The organism is Streptomyces sp. NPDC028711 (genome assembly GCF_055565415.1).
The window spans coordinates 247,901-266,502 of the sequence record NZ_JBVHUJ010000001.1 but is presented as its reverse complement, the minus strand read 5'-3'; the positions used below and the strand labels follow the sequence as shown (position 1 = coordinate 266,502).

At 73.9% G+C, this 18,602-nt stretch carries 18 protein-coding genes; 11 read left to right on the top strand and 7 right to left on the bottom strand.

What is annotated here, in order from left to right; all coding sequences use genetic code 11:
* Nucleotides 1-9: 9 nt before the first annotated feature.
* The 10 genes from ACZ4VK_RS01195 to lgt all read left to right on the top strand — a co-directional run bounded on the left by ACZ4VK_RS01195 (nucleotide 10) and on the right by lgt (nucleotide 9,011).
* Nucleotides 10-1,515, top strand: coding sequence for an anthranilate synthase component I (locus tag ACZ4VK_RS01195; RefSeq protein ID WP_468347199.1), 1,506 nt, complete (start codon nucleotides 10-12; stop codon nucleotides 1,513-1,515).
* Between the two features lie 14 nt (nucleotides 1,516-1,529).
* Entirely contained in the window at nucleotides 1,530-2,180 is a 651-nt protein-coding gene (locus tag ACZ4VK_RS01190) for a TIGR02234 family membrane protein (RefSeq protein WP_468347197.1), read from the top strand.
* 136 nt (nucleotides 2,181-2,316) lie between these two features.
* Entirely contained in the window at nucleotides 2,317-2,571 is a 255-nt protein-coding gene (locus tag ACZ4VK_RS01185) for an HGxxPAAW family protein (protein ID WP_468347195.1), read from the top strand.
* Between the two features lie 104 nt (nucleotides 2,572-2,675).
* Entirely contained in the window at nucleotides 2,676-3,368 is a 693-nt protein-coding gene (locus tag ACZ4VK_RS01180; RefSeq protein WP_468347194.1) for a DUF2752 domain-containing protein, read from the top strand.
* 155 nt (nucleotides 3,369-3,523) lie between these two features.
* Nucleotides 3,524-4,333, top strand: a complete 810-nt coding sequence (trpC, locus tag ACZ4VK_RS01175; RefSeq protein ID WP_468347192.1) for an indole-3-glycerol phosphate synthase TrpC — start codon at nucleotides 3,524-3,526, stop codon at nucleotides 4,331-4,333.
* 8 nt (nucleotides 4,334-4,341) lie between these two features.
* Nucleotides 4,342-4,632, top strand: a complete 291-nt coding sequence (gene trpM / locus ACZ4VK_RS01170; protein ID WP_468347190.1) for a tryptophan biosynthesis modulator TrpM — start codon at nucleotides 4,342-4,344, stop codon at nucleotides 4,630-4,632.
* Between the two features lie 320 nt (nucleotides 4,633-4,952).
* Nucleotides 4,953-6,239, top strand: a complete 1,287-nt coding sequence (trpB, locus tag ACZ4VK_RS01165; protein ID WP_468347189.1) for a tryptophan synthase subunit beta — start codon at nucleotides 4,953-4,955, stop codon at nucleotides 6,237-6,239.
* A complete protein-coding gene (trpA, locus tag ACZ4VK_RS01160; RefSeq protein WP_468347187.1) occupies nucleotides 6,236-7,054 on the top strand; it encodes a tryptophan synthase subunit alpha in 819 nt (272 codons plus the stop codon). Before trpB ends, trpA begins: the two co-directional genes overlap by 4 nt.
* Nucleotides 7,055-7,117: 63 nt before the next feature.
* Nucleotides 7,118-7,942, top strand: a complete 825-nt coding sequence (locus tag ACZ4VK_RS01155; RefSeq protein WP_468347185.1) for a DsbA family protein — start codon at nucleotides 7,118-7,120, stop codon at nucleotides 7,940-7,942.
* Between the two features lie 64 nt (nucleotides 7,943-8,006).
* Nucleotides 8,007-9,011: a prolipoprotein diacylglyceryl transferase gene (gene lgt / locus ACZ4VK_RS01150; protein ID WP_468347183.1), complete on the top strand. Its 1,005-nt coding sequence runs from the start codon at nucleotides 8,007-8,009 to the stop codon at nucleotides 9,009-9,011.
* 70 nt (nucleotides 9,012-9,081) lie between these two features.
* Here lgt and ACZ4VK_RS01145 read toward each other — a convergent pair whose 3' ends face one another.
* The 7 genes from ACZ4VK_RS01145 to ACZ4VK_RS01115 are packed head-to-tail and all read right to left on the bottom strand — an operon-like array spanning nucleotide 9,082 to nucleotide 17,204.
* Nucleotides 9,082-9,915 carry an HpcH/HpaI aldolase/citrate lyase family protein gene (locus tag ACZ4VK_RS01145; protein ID WP_468347181.1) on the bottom strand — a complete coding sequence of 278 codons (834 nt, stop codon included), beginning with the start codon at nucleotides 9,913-9,915 and terminating at the stop codon, nucleotides 9,082-9,084.
* The gene (locus tag ACZ4VK_RS01140) at nucleotides 9,912-11,165 is read right to left on the bottom strand and encodes a CaiB/BaiF CoA transferase family protein (protein WP_468347179.1); all 1,254 of its coding nucleotides are present in this window, start codon (nucleotides 11,163-11,165) and stop codon (nucleotides 9,912-9,914) included. The genes ACZ4VK_RS01145 and ACZ4VK_RS01140 overlap by 4 nt, the downstream gene beginning before the upstream one ends.
* The gene (gene rbsK / locus ACZ4VK_RS01135) at nucleotides 11,162-12,082 is read right to left on the bottom strand and encodes a ribokinase (protein WP_468347178.1); all 921 of its coding nucleotides are present in this window, start codon (nucleotides 12,080-12,082) and stop codon (nucleotides 11,162-11,164) included. Before rbsK ends, ACZ4VK_RS01140 begins: the two co-directional genes overlap by 4 nt.
* Complete coding sequence (locus tag ACZ4VK_RS01130) at nucleotides 12,079-13,524, bottom strand: ADP-ribosylglycohydrolase family protein (protein WP_468347176.1); 1,446 nt, start codon at nucleotides 13,522-13,524, stop codon at nucleotides 12,079-12,081. Before ACZ4VK_RS01130 ends, rbsK begins: the two co-directional genes overlap by 4 nt.
* Nucleotides 13,521-14,672, bottom strand: coding sequence for an ADP-ribosylglycohydrolase family protein (locus tag ACZ4VK_RS01125; protein WP_468347175.1), 1,152 nt, complete (start codon nucleotides 14,670-14,672; stop codon nucleotides 13,521-13,523). Before ACZ4VK_RS01125 ends, ACZ4VK_RS01130 begins: the two co-directional genes overlap by 4 nt.
* Nucleotides 14,653-16,209 (bottom strand): ADP-ribosylglycohydrolase family protein, encoded by a 1,557-nt coding sequence (locus tag ACZ4VK_RS01120; protein ID WP_468347173.1) that lies wholly within the window; start codon nucleotides 16,207-16,209, stop codon nucleotides 14,653-14,655. The genes ACZ4VK_RS01125 and ACZ4VK_RS01120 overlap by 20 nt, the downstream gene beginning before the upstream one ends.
* Nucleotides 16,209-17,204 carry an ADP-ribosylglycohydrolase family protein gene (locus ACZ4VK_RS01115; protein ID WP_468347171.1) on the bottom strand — a complete coding sequence of 332 codons (996 nt, stop codon included), beginning with the start codon at nucleotides 17,202-17,204 and terminating at the stop codon, nucleotides 16,209-16,211. Before ACZ4VK_RS01115 ends, ACZ4VK_RS01120 begins: the two co-directional genes overlap by 1 nt.
* Before the next feature lie 253 nt (nucleotides 17,205-17,457).
* Here ACZ4VK_RS01115 and ACZ4VK_RS01110 point away from each other — a divergent pair, with 253 nt between their 5' ends.
* Nucleotides 17,458-18,186 carry a VIT1/CCC1 transporter family protein gene (locus ACZ4VK_RS01110; RefSeq protein ID WP_468347170.1) on the top strand — a complete coding sequence of 243 codons (729 nt, stop codon included), beginning with the start codon at nucleotides 17,458-17,460 and terminating at the stop codon, nucleotides 18,184-18,186.
* Nucleotides 18,187-18,602: the final 416 nt, after the last annotated feature.

Below are 18,602 nucleotides of genomic sequence, written 5' to 3'. Positions count from 1 at the left end.
TCTGGCGCCATGGATCTCGACACCTTCCGCAAGCTGGCGGCCGACCGCCGCGTCATCCCCGTCAGCCGCCGGCTGCTCGCGGACGGCGACACCCCGGTCGGGCTCTACCGCAAGCTCGCCGCCGAACGGCCCGGCACCTTCCTCCTCGAATCGGCGGAGAACGGCCGCAGCTGGTCGCGCTACTCCTTCATCGGCGTCCGCAGCGACGCCACCCTGACGGTGAAGGACGGCGAGGCCCACTGGCTGGGCACCCCGCCCGTCGGCGTCCCCACGGACGGCGACCCGCTCCAGGCCCTGCGCGCCACCGTCGAGACCCTCCACACCCCGCGCGACCTGGCCTCGGGCATGCCGCCCTTCACCGGCGGCATGGTCGGCTACCTCGGCTACGACATCGTCCGCCGCCTGGAGAAGATCGGCGAGCACGGCCGCGACGACCTGAGGCTGCCCGAGCTGACCATGCTCCTCACCAGCGACCTCGCGGTCCTCGACCACTGGGACGGCTCGGTCCTCCTGATCGCCAACGCGATCAACCACAACGACCTGGAGACCGGCGTCGAGGAGGCGTACGCGCACGCCGTCGCCCGCCTCGACGCGATGGAGGCCGACCTGGCCCGCCCCGTCGCCACCGCCCCCACCGCCCTGCCCGCCTCCGAACTGCCGCCGTTTGAAACCGGCACAGTCTCCGCGCTCTGGGGCGGCCCGGCCTACCAGGACGCCGTGGAGGACATCAAGGAGCGCATCCGGGCCGGCGAGGCCTTCCAGGTCGTGCCCTCCCAGCGGTTCGAGACGCCCTGCACCGCCTCCGCGCTCGACGTCTACCGGGTCCTGCGGGCCACCAACCCGTCCCCGTACATGTACCTCTTCCGCTTCGAGAACGGCTTCGACGTCGTCGGATCCAGCCCCGAGGCCCTCGTCAAGGTCGAGGACGGGCACGCGATGGTCCACCCCATCGCCGGCACCCGGCACCGCGGCGCCACCCCGCAGGAGGACCACGACCTCGCCGAGGAACTGCTCGCCGACCCCAAGGAACGCGCCGAGCACCTCATGCTCGTCGACCTCGGCCGCAACGACCTCGGCCGGGTCTGCGCACCCGGCTCCGTCGAGGTCGTCGACTTCATGTCCGTCGAGCGCTACTCGCACGTCATGCACATCGTGTCCACCGTGACCGGCGAGGTCGCCGAGGGGAAGACCGCCTTCGACGTCCTCACCGCCTGCTTCCCGGCCGGCACGCTCTCCGGCGCGCCCAAGCCCCGCGCCATGCAGATCATCGAGGAACTCGAACCCTCCCGGCGCGGCCTCTACGGCGGGTGTGTCGGTTATCTCGATTTCGCCGGCGACGCGGACACGGCCATCGCCATCCGCACCGCCCTGCTCCGCGACGGCACCGCGTACGTGCAGGCCGGAGCGGGTGTCGTCGCCGACTCCGACCCCGTCGCCGAGGACAACGAGTGCCGCAACAAGGCAGCGGCCGTCCTCCGCGCCGTCCACACCGCCAACCGGATGAACGCCGGCTGAGCCCGTAGGGGATAGTGGGGTACGTGAGTGCCGTACCCGTACCCCAGCCCCGGGCCGCCCGCGCGGCCGTCCCCACCGGTGGCCGTCGCAGCCTGGCCGCGGCCCTCCTCCTCGGCGCCCTCGGCGCCACCGTCGTCCTGCTCTCCGCCGGCCAGATCTGGGCGGAGGGCACCGCGTCCGTCGGCGGCGGCACCGTCCCCGTCGAAGCCGAGGGCGGCACCGTCACCGGCGTGCCGACCGCCCTCGCGATCGTCGGCCTCGCCGCGCTCTTCGCCGTCTTCGCCGTCCGCCGCACCGGCCGCACCCTCGTCGCCGCGCTCCTCGCGCTCAGCGGCGCGGGCGCCGCACTCGCCGCGGTCCTCGGCGCGTCCGACAGCGCCGCCCTGAACGCCGAGGCCGCCCGGATCAGCGGCGACACCGCGGCCACCGTCGCCGACCTGACCCACACCGCCTGGCCGTACGTGACCGCCGCGGGCGGCGTCCTCATCCTGCTCGCCGGCCTCCTCGCCCTCCGCTACGGCAAGGGCTGGCCCGCGATGGGCGGCCGCTACGAGCGCTCCGGCACCCCGCGCGCCGCACGCAAGGCCCCCACGACCGACCCCGACCGGCCGGAAGACCTCTGGAAGGCCCTGGACCGCGGCGAGGACCCCACCCACGGTCCGTGACGGGGGCGCCGACCGCGACGCGTGATCGCCCCGGTACCCCCGATTCACCCTCGCGCGCCCGCGTGCGGGACAATGAGCGCCGAGTGTCCGCGCACGCGAGACCTCACCATCGAGCAACTGCAACGAGGAGCAACTCATGGCGGGCAGCGCCCACGGACACACCCCGGCCGCCTGGACCGGTGTCATCATCTCCTTCATCGGCTTCTGCATCGCCGGAGTCTGCATGGTGGCCGTCAACCTGCCCGGTTTCTGGGTCGGCATGGGTGTCATCGTGCTCGGCGGCATCGTCGGCGGCGCGATGAAGGTGGCCGGCCTTGGCATGCCCAAGGAGTCGGAGGCCGTCACCGCCGCGCGCGAGGCCGCGACCACGACCGCGCGGGCCCGTTCCTGACGCGACACGACGCATCCGAGAGCGCAGCCCGGCCGTGCCGGGCTGCGCTCTCGCGCGTCCGGGGCGAGAATCACCGCGTGGACCCGCAGCCGACGGCCGCAGCCGTGACAGACACTTCCCTCACCCACCCGGGTGAACCCGCCGTGCCGGACACGCCGGCCCCGACGGACGGCCCGGCATCGCCGCCGACGGACGCACCGGCCCCGGCGGGCGTACGGGCTCCTACGGCCGGTTCGGCATCGCCGCCGACGGACACGGGCGTACGGGCTCCGGCGGACGGACCGGCACCGGCGCACGCGCACGCGTGGCCCGGCGGTTCCGGGCCGGAGGGGGGCCGCCCGCACGCGCCCGCGTGGCCCCCGTCCGGTGCGCCGGGACCCGTACCGGCCGCTACGCCCCGGTCGCTCGCGCGGCGGCTGGTCGCGCCGGTCGCCACCCTCGCCGGGGTCGCCGCCGCCTTCGCGTACGTCGGGGCCGTCGACCCCAACGAACCCGGGCACTACCCCGTCTGCCCGCTGCTCCGCTTCACCGGTCTCTACTGCCCCGGGTGCGGCGGGCTCCGCAGCGCCCACGCCTTCGTCCACGGCGACCTCCCGGCCGCCCTCGGCGCCAACGCCCTCGCCGTCGCCGGCTACGGACTCTTCGGCGTCCTCATGACCCTCTGGCTGATTCGTGCCATCCGCGGGGTGCCCATGCGCCTCGCGGCCTCCCCGGTCCTGTGGTGGGGGGTCGGCACCGTCCTCGCCCTCTTCACGCTGATCCGGAACCTTCCGTTCGGCTCCGCCCTTGCCCCCTGAGGGTGCGGTGCGGCACCACGGGCGCCCCTCCGGGAGTCCCAGCAGATGGGACGCGCCTCCGGCCGATGCGGTTACGGAGCCGTCCTGCGGATAGGATCGAAGTGGCTGAACCTGGTTCTTCATCACCATCACCGTCCCGGAAGGGGGCCCCTCGCGTGAGTGTGCTCGACGAGATCATCGAAGGCGTACGCGCCGACCTCGCAGAGCGGCAGGCGCGGGTCACCCTCGACGAGCTCAAGGAGCGCGCCGCCAAGGCGCCGCAGGCCAAGGACGGCGTCGCCGCACTGCGCGGGGACGGCGTCAAGGTGATCTGCGAGGTCAAGCGCTCCAGCCCGTCCAAGGGCGCACTCGCCGCGATCGCCGACCCGGCGGGTCTCGCCGCGGACTACGAGGCGGGCGGCGCGGCCGTCATCTCCGTCCTCACCGAACAGCGCCGCTTCGGCGGTTCGCTCGCCGACCTGGAGGCCGTCAGGGCCAAGGTCGACATCCCGGTCCTGCGCAAGGACTTCATCGTCACCGCGTACCAGCTCTGGGAAGCACGGGCGTACGGAGCGGACCTCGCGCTCCTCATCGTCGCCGCCCTGGAGCAGGAGGCGCTGGTCTCCCTCATCGAGCGCGCCGAGTCCATCGGGCTGACCCCGCTGGTCGAGGTGCACGACGAGGAAGAGGTCGAGCGCGCCGTCGACGCGGGCGCCCGGATCATCGGCGTCAACGCGCGCGACCTCAAGACCCTCCAGGTCGACCGCTCCACCTTCGAGCGCGTCGCCCCCGAGATCCCGGCGAACATCGTCAAGATCGCCGAGTCCGGGGTCCGCGGCCCGCACGACCTCATCGCCTACGCCAACGCGGGCGCCGACGCGGTCCTGGTCGGCGAGTCCCTCGTGACCGGCCGCGACCCGAAGGCCGCCGTCGCCGACCTCGTCGCCGCCGGCGCGCACCCGGCCCTGCGGCACGGCCGGAGCTGACCGGAGCCATGACCCTCCGCCGCGCCACGCCGACCTCCCGGAGCACCGCCCCGGGCCCGGTCGGCATGCCGTCGGCGAACCTCGTGGGACGGCGGCGCCTGCTGCGTACCGCCGCGTCCGTCCCCGCCCACGCCCCGCTGGCCCGGGGCTGCCGGCCGCGCGGCTGCCGTGCGCCCGCCCGCCGTGTCCACGGCCGCCGGGTGCGGTACGTCATCGGCTCCGAGCCCGGCCAGGTCAACGGGATGCGATGGCGCCCGCGCCTCGCGCGCGCACTCACCCACGACCTCGACGCCACCTGACGCCTCTTCCGCCGCCGTGTGGGCAATCGTCCCGCAGGGCGGGACGGGTGGGCACACGGGACGGCGCCCTTGGCGGGCGCCTCCGCCCCCTGCGCGTGCCCGCACCCACTGTGCGCGGCGCACCGGGTGCGGGTTTAGGCGCGGAAGCCTAGGCCCGGCAAGGGGCGCCGTTCCGTTGTGCCCACCCGTTCCGCCCTTGCGGAACAGATGCCCACAACGGGGGCGGTGCGAGGCGGGCCGTCGGCGTCACGCGTACGCGCGCATCACGTGACCATCACCCACACGTATCCCGGGGCACCCGCCCCGCGAGGAGCAGCCGCATGTCCAGCGAGTTCTTCCTTCCCGATCCCGACGGTCAGGTCCCCAGCCCGGAGGGCTACTTCGGCGCCTACGGCGGCAAGTTCATCCCCGAGGCCCTCGTCGCCGCCGTCGACGAGGTCGCCGTCGAGTACGACAAGGCGAAGACCGACCCCGAGTTCGCCCGCGAGCTCAACGCGCTGATGGTCGACTACACGGGCCGGCCGAGCGCCCTCACCGAGGTCCCGCGGTTCGCCGAGCACGCCGGCGGCGCCCGGATCTTCCTCAAGCGCGAGGACCTCAACCACACCGGCTCGCACAAGATCAACAACGTGCTCGGCCAGGCCCTGCTGACCAAGCGCATGGGCAAGACCCGGGTCATCGCCGAGACCGGCGCCGGACAGCACGGCGTGGCCACCGCCACCGCCTGCGCCCTCTTCGGCCTCGACTGCACCATCTACATGGGCGAGGTCGACACCCAGCGCCAGGCCCTCAACGTGGCCCGCATGCGCATGCTCGGCGCCGAGGTCGTCGCCGTGAAGTCCGGCAGCCGCACCCTCAAGGACGCCATCAACGAGGCCTTCCGCGACTGGGTCGCCAACGTGGACAGGACCCACTACCTGTTCGGCACCGTCGCCGGCCCGCACCCCTTCCCCGCCATGGTCCGGGACTTCCACCGGGTCATCGGCGTCGAGGCCCGCCGCCAGATCCTGGAGCGCGCCGGACGCCTCCCCGACGCGGCGATCGCCTGCGTCGGCGGCGGCTCCAACGCCATCGGCCTCTTCCACGCCTTCGTCCCGGACACGGACGTCCGCCTGATCGGCTGCGAGCCGGCCGGCCACGGCGTCGAGACCGGTGAGCACGCGGCCACCCTCACCGCGGGCGAGCCCGGCATCCTGCACGGTTCCCGCTCGTACGTCCTCCAGGACGAGGAGGGCCAGATCACCGAGCCGTACTCGATCTCGGCCGGCCTCGACTACCCGGGCATCGGCCCCGAGCACGCGTACCTCAAGGACAGCGGGCGCGGCGAGTACCGCGCCGTCACCGACGACGCCGCCATGCAGGCGCTGCGGCTGCTCTCCCGTACGGAGGGCATCATCCCGGCCATCGAGTCGGCGCACGCCCTCGCCGGGGCCATCGAGGTGGGCAAGGAGCTCGGCAGGGACGCCCTGCTGCTCGTCAACCTCTCCGGGCGCGGCGACAAGGACATGGACACGGCCGCCCGCTACTTCGGGCTGTACGACACCGACGCAGAGGTCGCCGCGGACGCCGGCGCCGGAACCGCGGAGATCGAGGGAGACGCCAAGTGACCGGCAACATCCAGCTGCTCAGCGACACCCTCGCCAAGGCGAAGTCGGAGGACCGGGCCGCGCTCATCGCGTACCTCCCGGCCGGCTTCCCGACCGTCGACGGCGGCATCGCGGCGATCAAAGCCGTCTTCGACGGCGGTGCGGACGTGGTCGAGGTCGGCCTCCCGCACAGCGACCCGGTCCTCGACGGACCGGTCATCCAGACCGCCGACGACATCGCCCTGCGCGGCGGCGTCAAGATCGCCGACGTGATGCGCACGGTCCGCGAGGCCCACGAGGCCACCGGAAAGCCGGTCCTCGTCATGACGTACTGGAACCCGATCGACCGGTACGGCATCGAGCGCTTCACCGAGGAGCTCGCCGCGGCGGGCGGCGCCGGCTGCATCCTGCCGGACCTGCCGGTCCAGGAGTCCGCCGTCTGGCGCGAGCACGCCGACAAGCGCGGTCTCGCCACCGTCTTCGTCGTCGCGCCCAGCAGCAGGGACGAGCGCCTCGCCACCATCACGGCGGCCGGCTCCGGCTTCGTCTACGCGGCCTCCCTGATGGGCGTCACCGGTACCCGCGAGTCGGTCGGCGAGCAGGCGGCCGACCTCGTCCGCCGTACCCGGGCCACGGCGGACCTCCCCGTCTGCGTCGGGCTCGGCGTCTCCAACGCCGTCCAGGCCAAGGAGGTCGCGGCCTTCGCCGACGGTGTCATCGTCGGCTCCGCGTTCGTGAAGCGGATCCTCGACGCCGAAGGCGACGAGGCGGCGGGACTCGCCGCCGTAAGGGAACTGGCGGCCGAACTCGCCGAGGGTGTCCGCCGCGTTTCGTAACCCATCCGGGTGGATCTGCGACCGGGGAGGCACGCACGTGCCTCCCCGGTTCGTTCCTGAGGCGTGAGCGAGAACAACCGTGGTGACGGTACAGCGAGCGCGCGGGAGCGCCTCAAGCAGCAGCGTGAGCGCGAGAAGGCCCGCGAGAAGCAGCGGCGCGTCCTGATCGTGTCGGCGGCGGTGGTCGGCGTTCTCGGCCTGGCGGCGGTCGTCGGCGTGATCGCCGCGGGCGGCGACAAGGACGGCGGGTCGGACAAGGCGGGTCCGGTGGTCGCCCCGACCGGGGCGACCGAGGAGGACGGCAAGCCCGCCATCCCGACGGGCAGGGCGGACGCGCCGTCGACGCTCCAGATCTGGGAGGACTTCCGCTGCCCGGCGTGCGCCCAGTTCGAGAACGTCATGCGGGACGCGATCCACGAGCTCGAGGCCTCCGGCGCGCTCAGGACCGAGTACCACCTCGCCACCCTCATCGACGGGAACATGGGGGGCAGCGGCTCGCTGCGAGCGGCGAACGCGGCCGCGTGCGCCCAGGACGCGGGGAAGTTCACCGCCTACCACGACACGCTCTACATCAACCAGCCGCAGGAGACGGACGACGCCTTCGGGAAGAACGAGAAGCTGATCGAGCTGGCGGCGAAGGTGCCCGGACTCGACACACCCACGTTCCGCGGCTGTGTGAACGACGGTACGCACGACAGCTGGGTGGTGAAGTCGAACGAGGCCTTCCAGAACGGCGGCTTCCGCGGCACGCCGTCCGTCCTGCTCAACGGAGAATCGATCTTCCCGACGAAGGGGAACGAGCAGATCTCCCCGGAGAACCTGAAGAAGTGGGTCACCGAGGCCAACAAGGGCAAGAAGCCCGGTACGGCCTCGCCCTCGGCGCCTTAGTTACCCATACGTTGCCGGGTGGGCTGCCGTCCCGCCCGCCCGGCAGGGTAGCGTCGGTCCTGCCATGGACCTTGCCTATATTCCCAGCCCGTCGACCGGCGTGATCAACCTCGGACCGATCCCGCTGCGCGGCTATGCCTTCTGCATCATCATCGGTGTCTTCGTCGCCGTCTGGTACGGCAACAAGCGCTGGATCGCCCGGGGCGGCACCGCCGGCACCGTGGCCGACATCGCCGTCTGGGCGGTGCCCTTCGGCCTCGTCGGCGGACGCCTGTACCACGTGATCACCGACTACCAGCTGTACTTCAGCGAGGGTGAGAACTGGGTCGACGCCTTCAAGATCTGGGAGGGCGGCCTCGGCATCTGGGGCGCCATCGCGCTCGGCGCGGTGGGTGCCTGGATCGGCTGCCGCCGCCGGGGCATCCCCCTCCCCGCGTACGCCGACGCCATCGCTCCCGGTATCGCCTTCGCCCAGGCCATCGGCCGCTGGGGCAACTGGTTCAACCAGGAGCTGTACGGCCGGCCGACCGACCTCCCCTGGGCCCTGAAGATCACCGAGAGCGCGAACCGGGAGGCCGGGTACTACCACCCGACCTTCCTGTACGAGTCGCTCTGGTGCATCGGCGTCGCCGTCCTGGTGATCTGGGCCGACCGCCGCTTCAAGCTCGGCCACGGACGCGCCTTCGCGCTGTACGTCGCCGCCTACTGTGCGGGCCGGGCCTGGATCGAGTACATGCGCGTCGACGAGGCGCATCACATCCTCGGTGTCCGCCTCAACGTGTGGACGGCGATCGTCGTCTTCGTGCTCGCGGTGGTCTACATGGTGATCTCGGCGCGGGTCAGCCCCGGCCGCGAGGAGATCGTGGAGCGGAAGGCCGACCAGGCCGAGAAGACGGATGACAAGGGTGCGGACGACGCGGACGAGGCCGTGAAGGGCTCCGGTGCCGAGGACTCCGAGCCCCAGGACGCCGCACCGGGCCCCGGCGCGGACGCGGAACCGGCCGCGGACTCCGGGAAGGACGTGGAGCACGGTGCCGGCAACGGCGCCGGATCCGCCGCCAAGAGCTGACCTTTGACAGCCGAAGGGCCGTCGGGACCGAGAGGTCCCGGCGGCCCTTCCGTCTGCCGGGGTACGGGCCTCAGCCCGACCGGGCCGCGAGGGCGAGGACCCGGTGGGCGCCCTCCACCACCGCCGCGTCGACGAAGCGGCCGTCCGGGAGGGCGAGCGCGCCCTGCCCCGTCCCGGCCGCCGCGACGACCTCCCGTGCCGCGTCGATCTCCTCGGGGGTGGGGAGGTAGGCCCGCTCGATGACCGGGAGCTGCCGGGGGTGGATGGCCGCCCGGCCGAAGAAGCCCAGGCGCCGGCCGCGGGCGCAGCCGGCGGCCAGCGCGTCCAGGTCGCCGATGTCGGGGTGGACCGACTGGGCGGGTGGCGGAAGGGCGGCCGCCCTGGCCGCGACCACCACCCGGCCGCGCGGCCAGTCGAGGCCGCTGTCCTCCCGTACGCCCAGGTCGGCACGGAGATCCGCCTCGCCGAGCGCGATCCCGCGCACGGCCGGGTGGGCGGTCGCGATGGCGTACGCGTGCTCCACGGCGAGGGCGTTCTCCAGGAGCGGGTAGAGGGGGAGGCCCGGGGCGAGCTCGGCGATCCGGTGGATGTCAGTGGCGTGTGTCACCTTGGGTACACGGAGACCGCGGAGTCCGGGGAGGGGGGCCAGGGTGGGGATGTCGTGCGGGGAGTGGACGCGGACGTGCACCGGGACGGGGTGGACGTCCGCGAGGAGATCGGCCGTGGCGTCGAGGGCGTACGCCTTGCGGTGCGGGGCGACCGCGTCCTCCAGGTCGACGATCACGACGTCGGCGCCGGAGGCCAGGGCCTTGCGGACGACGTCGGGGCGGTCGCCGGGGGCGTACAGCCAGGTGAGGGGGGTGCGGAGCGCCTGGAGACCGGCGACGCCGGCCAGCGTGCTCATACCGCCCCCTGGTCACGGAGGCGGTCGATCTCGGCGGGGGTGAGGCCGAGTTCGGAGAGGACGGCGGTGGTGTCGGCGCCGTGGGGGCGGCCGGGCCAGCGGATGGCTCCGGGGGTCTCGGAGAGGCGGAAGAGGACGTTCTGCATCTTGATCGGGCCGAGTTCGGGGTCCTGCACCTCGGTGACGGTGCCGAGCGCGCGGTACTGGGGGTCGTCGACGACGTCCCGGATGTCGTAGACGGGGGCGATGGCCGCCTCCGCCTTCTCGAAGGCCGCCATCGCCTCCTCGCGGGTGCGGCGGGCGATCCACGCGCCGACCGCCTCGTCCAGGACGTCCGCGTGCTCGGCCCGGCCCGCGCCGTCGGCGAACCACGGCTCGTCGATCAGCTCCGGGCGGCCGACGAGCCGCAGCACCCGTTCGGCGATCGACTGGGCCGAGGTGGAGACGGCGACCCAGGAGCCGTCGGCGGTCCGGTAGGTGTTGCGCGGGGCGTTGTTGCGGGAGCGGTTGCCGGTCCGGGGCTGGACGTAACCGAGTTGGTCGTACCAGAGGGGGTGGGGTCCGATGACGGCGAGCATCGGTTCGATGATCGCCATGTCGACGACCTGGCCGCGTCCGGTCGTCGTTCTCGCGGTGAGCGCGGTCATCACCGCGTACGCCGTGGCGAGGGCGGCGATCGAGTCGGCCAGGCCGAAGGGCGGCAGGGTGGGCGGGCCCTCGGGTTCGCCGGTGATGGCGGCGAAGCCGCTCATCGCCTCGGCGAGGGTGCCGAAGCCGGGACGGTGGGCGTACGGGCCGAACTGGCCGAAGCCGGTGACACGGGCGAGGACGAGACGCGGGTTGACCGTGGAGAGCTCCTCCCAGCCGAGACCCCAGCGCTCCAGGGTGCCGGGGCGGAAGTTCTCCACGATCACGTCGGCGTCGGCGGCCAGCGCCAGGAGGGTGTCACGGCCTCCCGGCGAGGACAGGTCGAGGGTGATCGCCCGCTTGTTGCGGCCGAGGACCTTCCACCAGAGGCCGATGCCGTCCTTGGCGGGGCCGTGGCCACGGGACGGGTCGGGCTTGCGGGGGTGCTCGACCTTGACGACGTCGGCGCCGAAGTCGCCGAGCATCGTGGCCGCGAGCGGGCCGGCGAAGAGGGTCGCGAGATCGAGGACGCGCAGCCCGTGCAGGGGTGGAAGGGGGGACGCGGGCGAGGCGGCCGGGACAGGGGAGGGGGCCGGAGTGGTGGCCGTTGCGTGGACGGTCATACGGGATCGGCCTCCAGGGCGTCGGGGGAGTGGAAGGCCGCCTCGATCTCGACGCGGTACGGCATCGAGGTCGACGCGCCCTCACGGCGGACGGAGAGCGCGGCGGCGGCCTGCGCCCAGGCCAGGGCCTCGGGGGCGGGGCGGCCCTCGCCCAGGGCCACCGCGAGCGCGCCGACGAAGGTGTCGCCGGCCGCGGTGGTGTCCACGGCCCGGACCCGGGGGGCGGGGACCGTGACCGGGTCGGCGCCCCGAACCGCGTACAGGCTGCCGGCCGCCCCCAGGGTGACGACCACCTCGGGGACGTCCCGGAGCAGGGCCAGGGCGGCCTCGCCCGGGTCGGTCAGGCCGGTGAGCGCGGCGGCCTCGTGCTCGTTCGGCACCAACAGGTCGATCGAGGAGAGGAGTCCGGGGGGAAGCGGCTGGGCCGGGGCGGGGGTGAGGACGGTGCGGACGCCGAGCCGGCGGGCGGTCGTGGCGCCCTCCACGACGACGGAGAGGGGGAGTTCGAGCTGGAGGAGCAGGGTGTCCGCGGTGCCGATGAGCGCCTCGTCGCCATGGGTCAGGGAGGTGACGGTGCCGTTGGCTCCGGGGACGACGACGATCGCGTTGCCGCCCTCGTCGTCGACGACGATGTGCGCGGTGCCGGAGGAGCCCTCGGCGGTGCGCAGCAGATCGGTGTCCACCGCGCAGTGCTCCAGGGTGGCGCGGAGCCGGGCCCCGAAGTCGTCCGCGCCGACCGCGCCGATCATCGACACCTCGCCGCCCGCGCGGGCGGCGGCGACGGCCTGGTTGGCGCCCTTGCCGCCCGGGATCGTACGGAAGGAACGGCCGGTGACCGTCTCGCCGAGGGCCGGGGCCCTCGGCACATAGGTGACGAGATCCATGTTGGTGCTGCCGAGTACGACGATGCTGGTCATGGGCGTACTGCCTCCAGGTGGGTCAGTTCGGCCAGGGTGTCGAAACCGATGCCGTCGAAGGACGGGACCGAGGTCGAGAGACGGTTCTTGAGGGGGGAGGTCCAGCGCTCGGGCAGCCGGTCGGGGTGACCGGCGAGCAGGCCCGCGACGGAACCGGCGGTGGCGCCGTTGGAGTCGGTGTCCCAGCCGCCGGAGACGGCCGCGCAGACGGAGCGGGAGAAGTCGCCGTCGGCGTGGGTGAGGGCGGCGGCGAGCAGGGCGGCGTTCGGGACGGCATGCACCCAGTGGTACCCGCCGAGTTCGGCGTGCAGCCGGTCGACGACCGCGTCGAAGTCGGCCGTCTCGTGGGCGAGCCCGATTCCTCGGCGGACGGCCTCCGCGAGGCGGGAGCGCGGCGGGATCACGCCGAGGCCGGCGGCGAGCGACCGGTGGACGTCGGCGGTGCCGCTCGCGGCGGCGGCGAGGGTGGCGGCGACGAACATGGCGCCGTAGACGCCGTTCGCGGTGTGGGTGAGCACGGCGTCCCGGTGGGCCTGCGCGGCGGCGCCCGCCGGGTCGCCCGGACGGGTCCAGCCGTGGACGTCGGCCCGGATCTGGGCGCCGATCCACTCGCGGAAGGGGTTGCGGTGGACGGCGGTCAGCGGGGGTTCCACGCCGTCGAGGAGATTGCGGTAGGCGACGCGCTCGGCCGTGAAGGTGCGGCCGGCGGGAAGCTCGTCGAGCCAGAGGCGGGCGACGTCGGCGGTGGTGAAGTCGCGGCCGTGCCGCTGGAGCAGCAGCAGATTGAGCAGGGGGTAGTTGAGGTCGTCGTCCTCGGGCATCCCGTCGATGTTCTCGGCGAGGGAGGTGGCGGCGGAGCGACGGTTCCAGGGGTGGGCGGCGAGGAGCTCCGGGGGGACGCCCCGGGCGGTGAACCAGGTGGAGAGGGGCCAGTTGCCGGTGGCGCGGGCGAGGGTGCGGATGGCGGGGAGTTCCAGCTTCTCGACGGGCTTGCCGAGGAGGCAGCCGGCGGCGCGGCCGAGCCAGGCGGCGTGCAGACGGTGGAGGAGTCCGTCGGGGGCTTCGCCCCCGAGCCCCTTGGGGCCTGCGGGACGATTGCCCACAGCGGTGGCGGCGGCCGTGCCTGTGCCCCCGGTCCCGTCAGGGTTGGGGGGAGGGGTGGTGTGGGGGGTCGTCAAAGCCTGGATGGCGGGGAGCCGGGTCGGTTCACGTTCGGCGAGAGGGGCCGGGAGGGTCGCCAGGGCGTCCAGGAGTTCTGTCGCCAGGTCGCGGAGGTCCGGGCGGGGGGTCTTGGACGCGCCGGCCGATTCCGGGGCCGGGGGGCCGCCCGCCGCCGCCCAGCGGGCCGCGAGCGCCCTCGCGTCGCGGCCGTCCTCCGCCGCCTGGCGGAGCTCGTGGCCGACCAGGTCCTCCGGCTGGACCCAGGTCAGGCGGAGGTTCACCGGGCGCCGCTCGTCAGGGCCGTGAACGCCGACTCGTGGGCCCGGCGGCGCTCCGCGTCCCGGGCGAACACCTCGCGGGTCACCTCACTCAGCGCCCTCGCCGGGGCGTGGAGGTCCAGACGGCTCGCCTCCGCCACCCGCTTCGCCCAGTCGGCGGGCACGGCCGGCTCGCCGTGCAGCGCGCCCACGATCGCGCCCGCCATCGTGGCGATCGAGTCGCAGTCACGGCCGTAGTTGACCGCGCCCAGGACCGTACGGCGGTAGTCGCCCTCGCCGACCAGAAGCATGCCGAGGGCGATCGGGAGTTCCTCGATCGCGTGCAGACGGGAGGGGCGGCGGGCGCCGAGGGAGGGGGAGCGGTAGTCGGGGCCGACCGAGTCGAAGGGGGCCACCGCCTTGCGGAGCGGGGTCAGGGCCGGCTCGAAGTCCGTGTACCGGGCCGCCACTTCGGCGACCGCCTCGATCGCCGACCGCGTGCCGTCCTTCGCGAGGGCCAGGGCCGCCCCCACCACCGTGGACGGCGTGGCGTCCGGCGCGCACGCCGCCGCCACCGCCGCCGCGAACACCCCGGCCGCCTCACGGCCGTACGAGGACTGGTGCGCGCCCGCGACGTCGAGGGCCTCGGCGTACGCGGCCTCCGGGTGGGCCGCGTTGACGAGCCCGACCGGCGCCATGTACATCGCGGCGCCGCAGTTGACGATGTTGCCGCTGCCCGCCTCGCGCGGGTCCACATGGCCGTAGTGGAGCCGGGTCACGATCCACTTCTCGGCGAGGAAGATCCGCTGGAGCGGCAGCGCCTCCGCCTCCAGCTCCGGGATCCAGACGGGGGAGCCCATGAGTTCGGGGACGAGGTGGTCCGCGACCGCGTACGCGTCGAGGTGGCCGCGGACCTTCTCGTACACCCGGATCAGGGCGTGGGTCATCAAGGTGTCGTCGGTGACGTGCCCGTCGCCCTTGTGGTACGGGGCGATGGGGCGGGCGGTGCGCCAGTCGCCGCCGTTCCAGGGGCCGACGATCCCCGTGACGCGGCCGCCGTGGCGTTCCAGGATCTGCTCGGGGGTGTAGCCCTCGACGGGGCCGCCGAGCGCGTCGCCGACGGCGGCCCCGAGGAGACTGCCGGTGATCCGGTCATCCAGTGTGGGTGTCATGTCGGAATTGTCCACCCGGGGTGGCCGGTTCCGTGGCTGCGAGCAGCCCGGCGAGTTCGACCAGATCCGTCCCCGCGAGCCGGGGCAGCGCGCAGCCCGCGAGCGTCCGGCACGCCTCGCGCCAGGTCGCCGGCACCGAACGGCCGCCGCCGAGCGCCCCGGTGAGCGCGCCCGCGAGGGCGGGGGCGGAGTCGGCGACCCGCGAGAGGCAGACGGCGGCCGGTACGGCGGCCGTCATCTCGCCCCGGGCGGCGGTGGCGAGCGCGAGCGCCACCGGGACGGTCTCCGCGGCCGCGATCCCGTAGCTGTAGACGTGGTCCACGATCTGGTGCTCGAGGAGCGGGACGAGCTCGAAGGCCGAACCGGCGGTCTGCGCCAGCTTCACCGCGTGACGGGCGTTGCGGCCGATCTCCGTGACGGACGGGAGCTCTTCGAGCGCCGCCTCGACGCAACCGTCGACCGTCGCCCCGCCGAGCGCCGCGGCGACGGCCGCCGCCATCGCGCGGGCACCGTGGACACCGTCGCCGTCCTGCGTGTACCGGGCGTCGAACTCGGCGAGTTCGGCGGCGGCGCGCGGGTCGCCGGGGTGGACGAGGGCGAGGACGACGGCCCGGACGCAGGCGGCGTCGTCGAAGAAGTGTGGGTTGTCGTGGCCGGTCGCGGGCGGGCGCAGACCGGTGGCGAGATTGCCGAGGCCCGCGCGGACGGAGATCCGGGCGCGGAGCGGGAGGACGGCGGACTCGACCTCGGGGGCGCGGTCCGCCGCGGCGGCGACCTGGCCGGCGAGGGCGTTCCAGGCGAGGTCGACCGCGGCGCGCAGACGGCGCTCCGGGGGGAGGCCGGTGAAGACCGGGCCGTAGGCGGTGAGGATCGCCTCGGCGGTGAAGACCGCCCACTCGGCGTCGTCGGAGGGGCCGAGACGGAGGGGCTCGGGCGGCTGGTTGAGGGCGATGGGGACGGGGAGGGTGGTCGTCGCGTTCTGCTCTGCGAAGGTGTCGAGTTCGCGGGTGAGGCGGCGGGTCCACTCGGGCATGCGGGCGGCGCGGTGCCTGGCGGCGGGCCAGCCGGCGGCGTCGCCTGCGGCGAGGCCGAGGAGGAGGCCTTCGACGGCGTCGCGGGCGGGTCTGCGGGGGGTGTCGGGGGGTGGGGCCTCGTGGACGTCGCCCGTCTCGTGGGCGCCGCCCCACGAGCCGGTGCCGCGCACCGGTGCGAGCTCCCGGACGGGCCCTTGCGGGGCGAGGTCCGGTGAGCCGGAGCCCGGCACCGGGGGCGCCGTCAGGCCCTGGTGGGCACCGAGCAGGGGGCCGGGACCCGGCAACGGGGGCTGTGCCCACCCTCCCCCAAGCTCTCGGCTTCGCTCGAGCAGGGGGGACCCCCCTCGCCCTGCGGGACGACTGCCCACAGCGGTGGTGACGGTGGTGGTGGTCGTGGCGGTGGCGTCCTGCCTCGGGGCTTCGCCCGCGGTGGTGGTGGTGGGGGCGTCCGGTCCCTGGGCTTTGCGCGTCGTCGTGGTCGGTGTGTTCGGTTCAGGGGTCATCAGGATTCGCCCTCCGGGGTCAGCAGGTCCGCGACGTCCAGGACGTGGTAGCCGCGCATCGACGGGAGGCAGCTGCCCGTCACCGGGGTGATGGCTCTCGCCCAGGCCTCGGGGATCGCGCGCATGCCGCCCGCCGCGCCGGCCAGCGCGCCCGCCACCGCCGCCGTGGTGTCGGCGTCGCGGCCCATGTTGACGGCCGTGAGGACGGCCGTACGGAAGTCCCCGCGCGCCGCCGCGAAGGCGCCGAACGCCAGGCCCACCGCCTCCGGGGCCAGGTCCGTCCAGGGGTAGCCGCCGATGACGACAGCCGAGCGGACCTGGCGTTCACGGGTGAGCGGGTCGGGCTGGACGCGCTGGGCGGCGACCACCGCGCGGCGCAGCGAGCGGGCCGTCCAGGAGTCCATCGGGACGACCGAGAGGGCCGCGGCGATCACGGACGTGACCGTCTCGCCCGCCATCGCCGCCGCGACGCCCGCCGCGACCGCCTGGCCGCCGTAGATGCCCTCGCCGTCGTGGCTGACGCTGCCGTCGATCGCGACGAGGCGGGCCGCCTCGTCCGGGCGTCCCGCCGCGAACACCCCGAAGGGCGCCGCGCGCATGGCGAGACCGTCGCTCCAGGCGTGCCGGTGCTGGGCGGAGATGGGGGCGGCGAGCCCCCTGCGGAGGTTCTCCAGCGTGCCGCGCTCCGAGAAGCCCGCGCCGCGGAACGGCCCCTCGTCGAGGTCGGCGATCCAGTGGTGCCAGGCCCGTTCGACGTGCTGGACGGTGAGGGCCGAGCCGTGCCGGGCGAGCAGGAGCGCCGAGAAGATGGCGTACTCGGTGTCGTCGGTGCCGGCCGGGCTGTCCGTCACGAAGCCCTCGATCCGGCCCCAGCGGCGGCGGATCTCGGAGGGCCGCATGTTCTCGGCGGGCGCGCCGAGCGCGTCGCCGACGGCGAGGCCGAGGAGCGCCCCCCTCGCCCGTTCACGCGTGTCGTGTGCCGTGGTGGTCACCATCTCGCGGCCCCTTCCTCGGGAGAGGCGCACCGATGGCGCCCCGATGCCTGGATCTGTGCCACCAGAGGCCGCGAACTCGCCGAAGAAACGTCTCTGTCACCCGCCTGACACCACGCCAGAACCCGGTTCCCGCAGCAAGGCACGCCTTAGTAAGTACGGCCTGCCTTGCTGGCGAGCCCCTTACATCGCGCGTACTTTCGAGGGTGTTGGGGGCGGCGGGCGCGAGCCGGCCCGCCGGAACGAGGGGAGAGCCATGTCCATCATCGAAGCTCAGGCGCCACTGCACGAGGCCCACCGCGACAACCACACGCACCGCGATGTGAACGGCGGCTGGCTGCGTCCCGCCGTGTTCGGCGCGATGGACGGCCTGGTGTCCAACCTCGCCCTGATGACCGGTGTCGCGGGCGGCGCGGCCGCCCCGGGGACCGTCGTCATCACCGGCCTCGCCGGCCTCGCGGCGGGCGCCTTCTCGATGGCCGCCGGCGAGTACACCTCCGTCGCCTCGCAGCGCGAGCTCGTCCAGGCGGAACTGGACGTGGAGCGGCGCCAGTTGCGCAAGCACCCCGTCGACGAGATGGAGGAGCTGGCCGCGCTCTACGTCTCCCGGGGCGTGGAGCCCGCGCTCGCCCGCGAGGTCGCGATGCAGCTGTCGAGGGACCCCGAACAGGCCCTGGAGATCCACGCGCGCGAAGAGCTGGGCATCGACCCGGACGACCTCCCGTCGCCGATGGTCGCCGCGGTCTCGTCCTTCGGCTCCTTCGCGCTCGGCGCGCTGCTCCCCGTACTGCCGTACCTGCTCGGGGCGACCACGCTCTGGCCGGCCGTCCTTCTCGCACTCCTCGGGCTCTTCGCCTGCGGCGCGCTCGTGGCCCGGGTGACGGCCCGCGGCTGGCTCTTCAGCGGGCTGCGCCAGCTCGTCCTGGGCGGGGCGGCGGCGGCCGTCACGTACGGGCTCGGGATGCTCCTGGGGGCGGCGCTGTAGCCCCGCACCCGGAACGGATTCCGTACCCGCCGCCGCGGACCGAGAGGCCCCTCAGGGGGCCTTTCCGGCATTCCGGGGGATCATCGCGGGATGAAAGCCGCATTCCGGCTGTGACGTATATCCCTGGTCCGATCCGCCGGGTCGGTGAGACACTATGCAGGACGCCACATAAGTAGCCGGTTACCCGGCGGTTTCGAACTCGTGACCAACGGGAATGAGGCATGAGCGTCGCTGGGCAACGAAGCCCACACAGTGACGGTCGCCGTAGACCCGGAGATCATCCGGGCCGCCTCGATCCGTCCCCGCGGGACACGCGCTGTCGCCGCACCCCGGTGAACCTCACAGGCTGAATCCCATAGGTGAACCCACACCACCGCTGCGTGTCGGCGGTGTCCGCATGATGGAACGAGCTATCC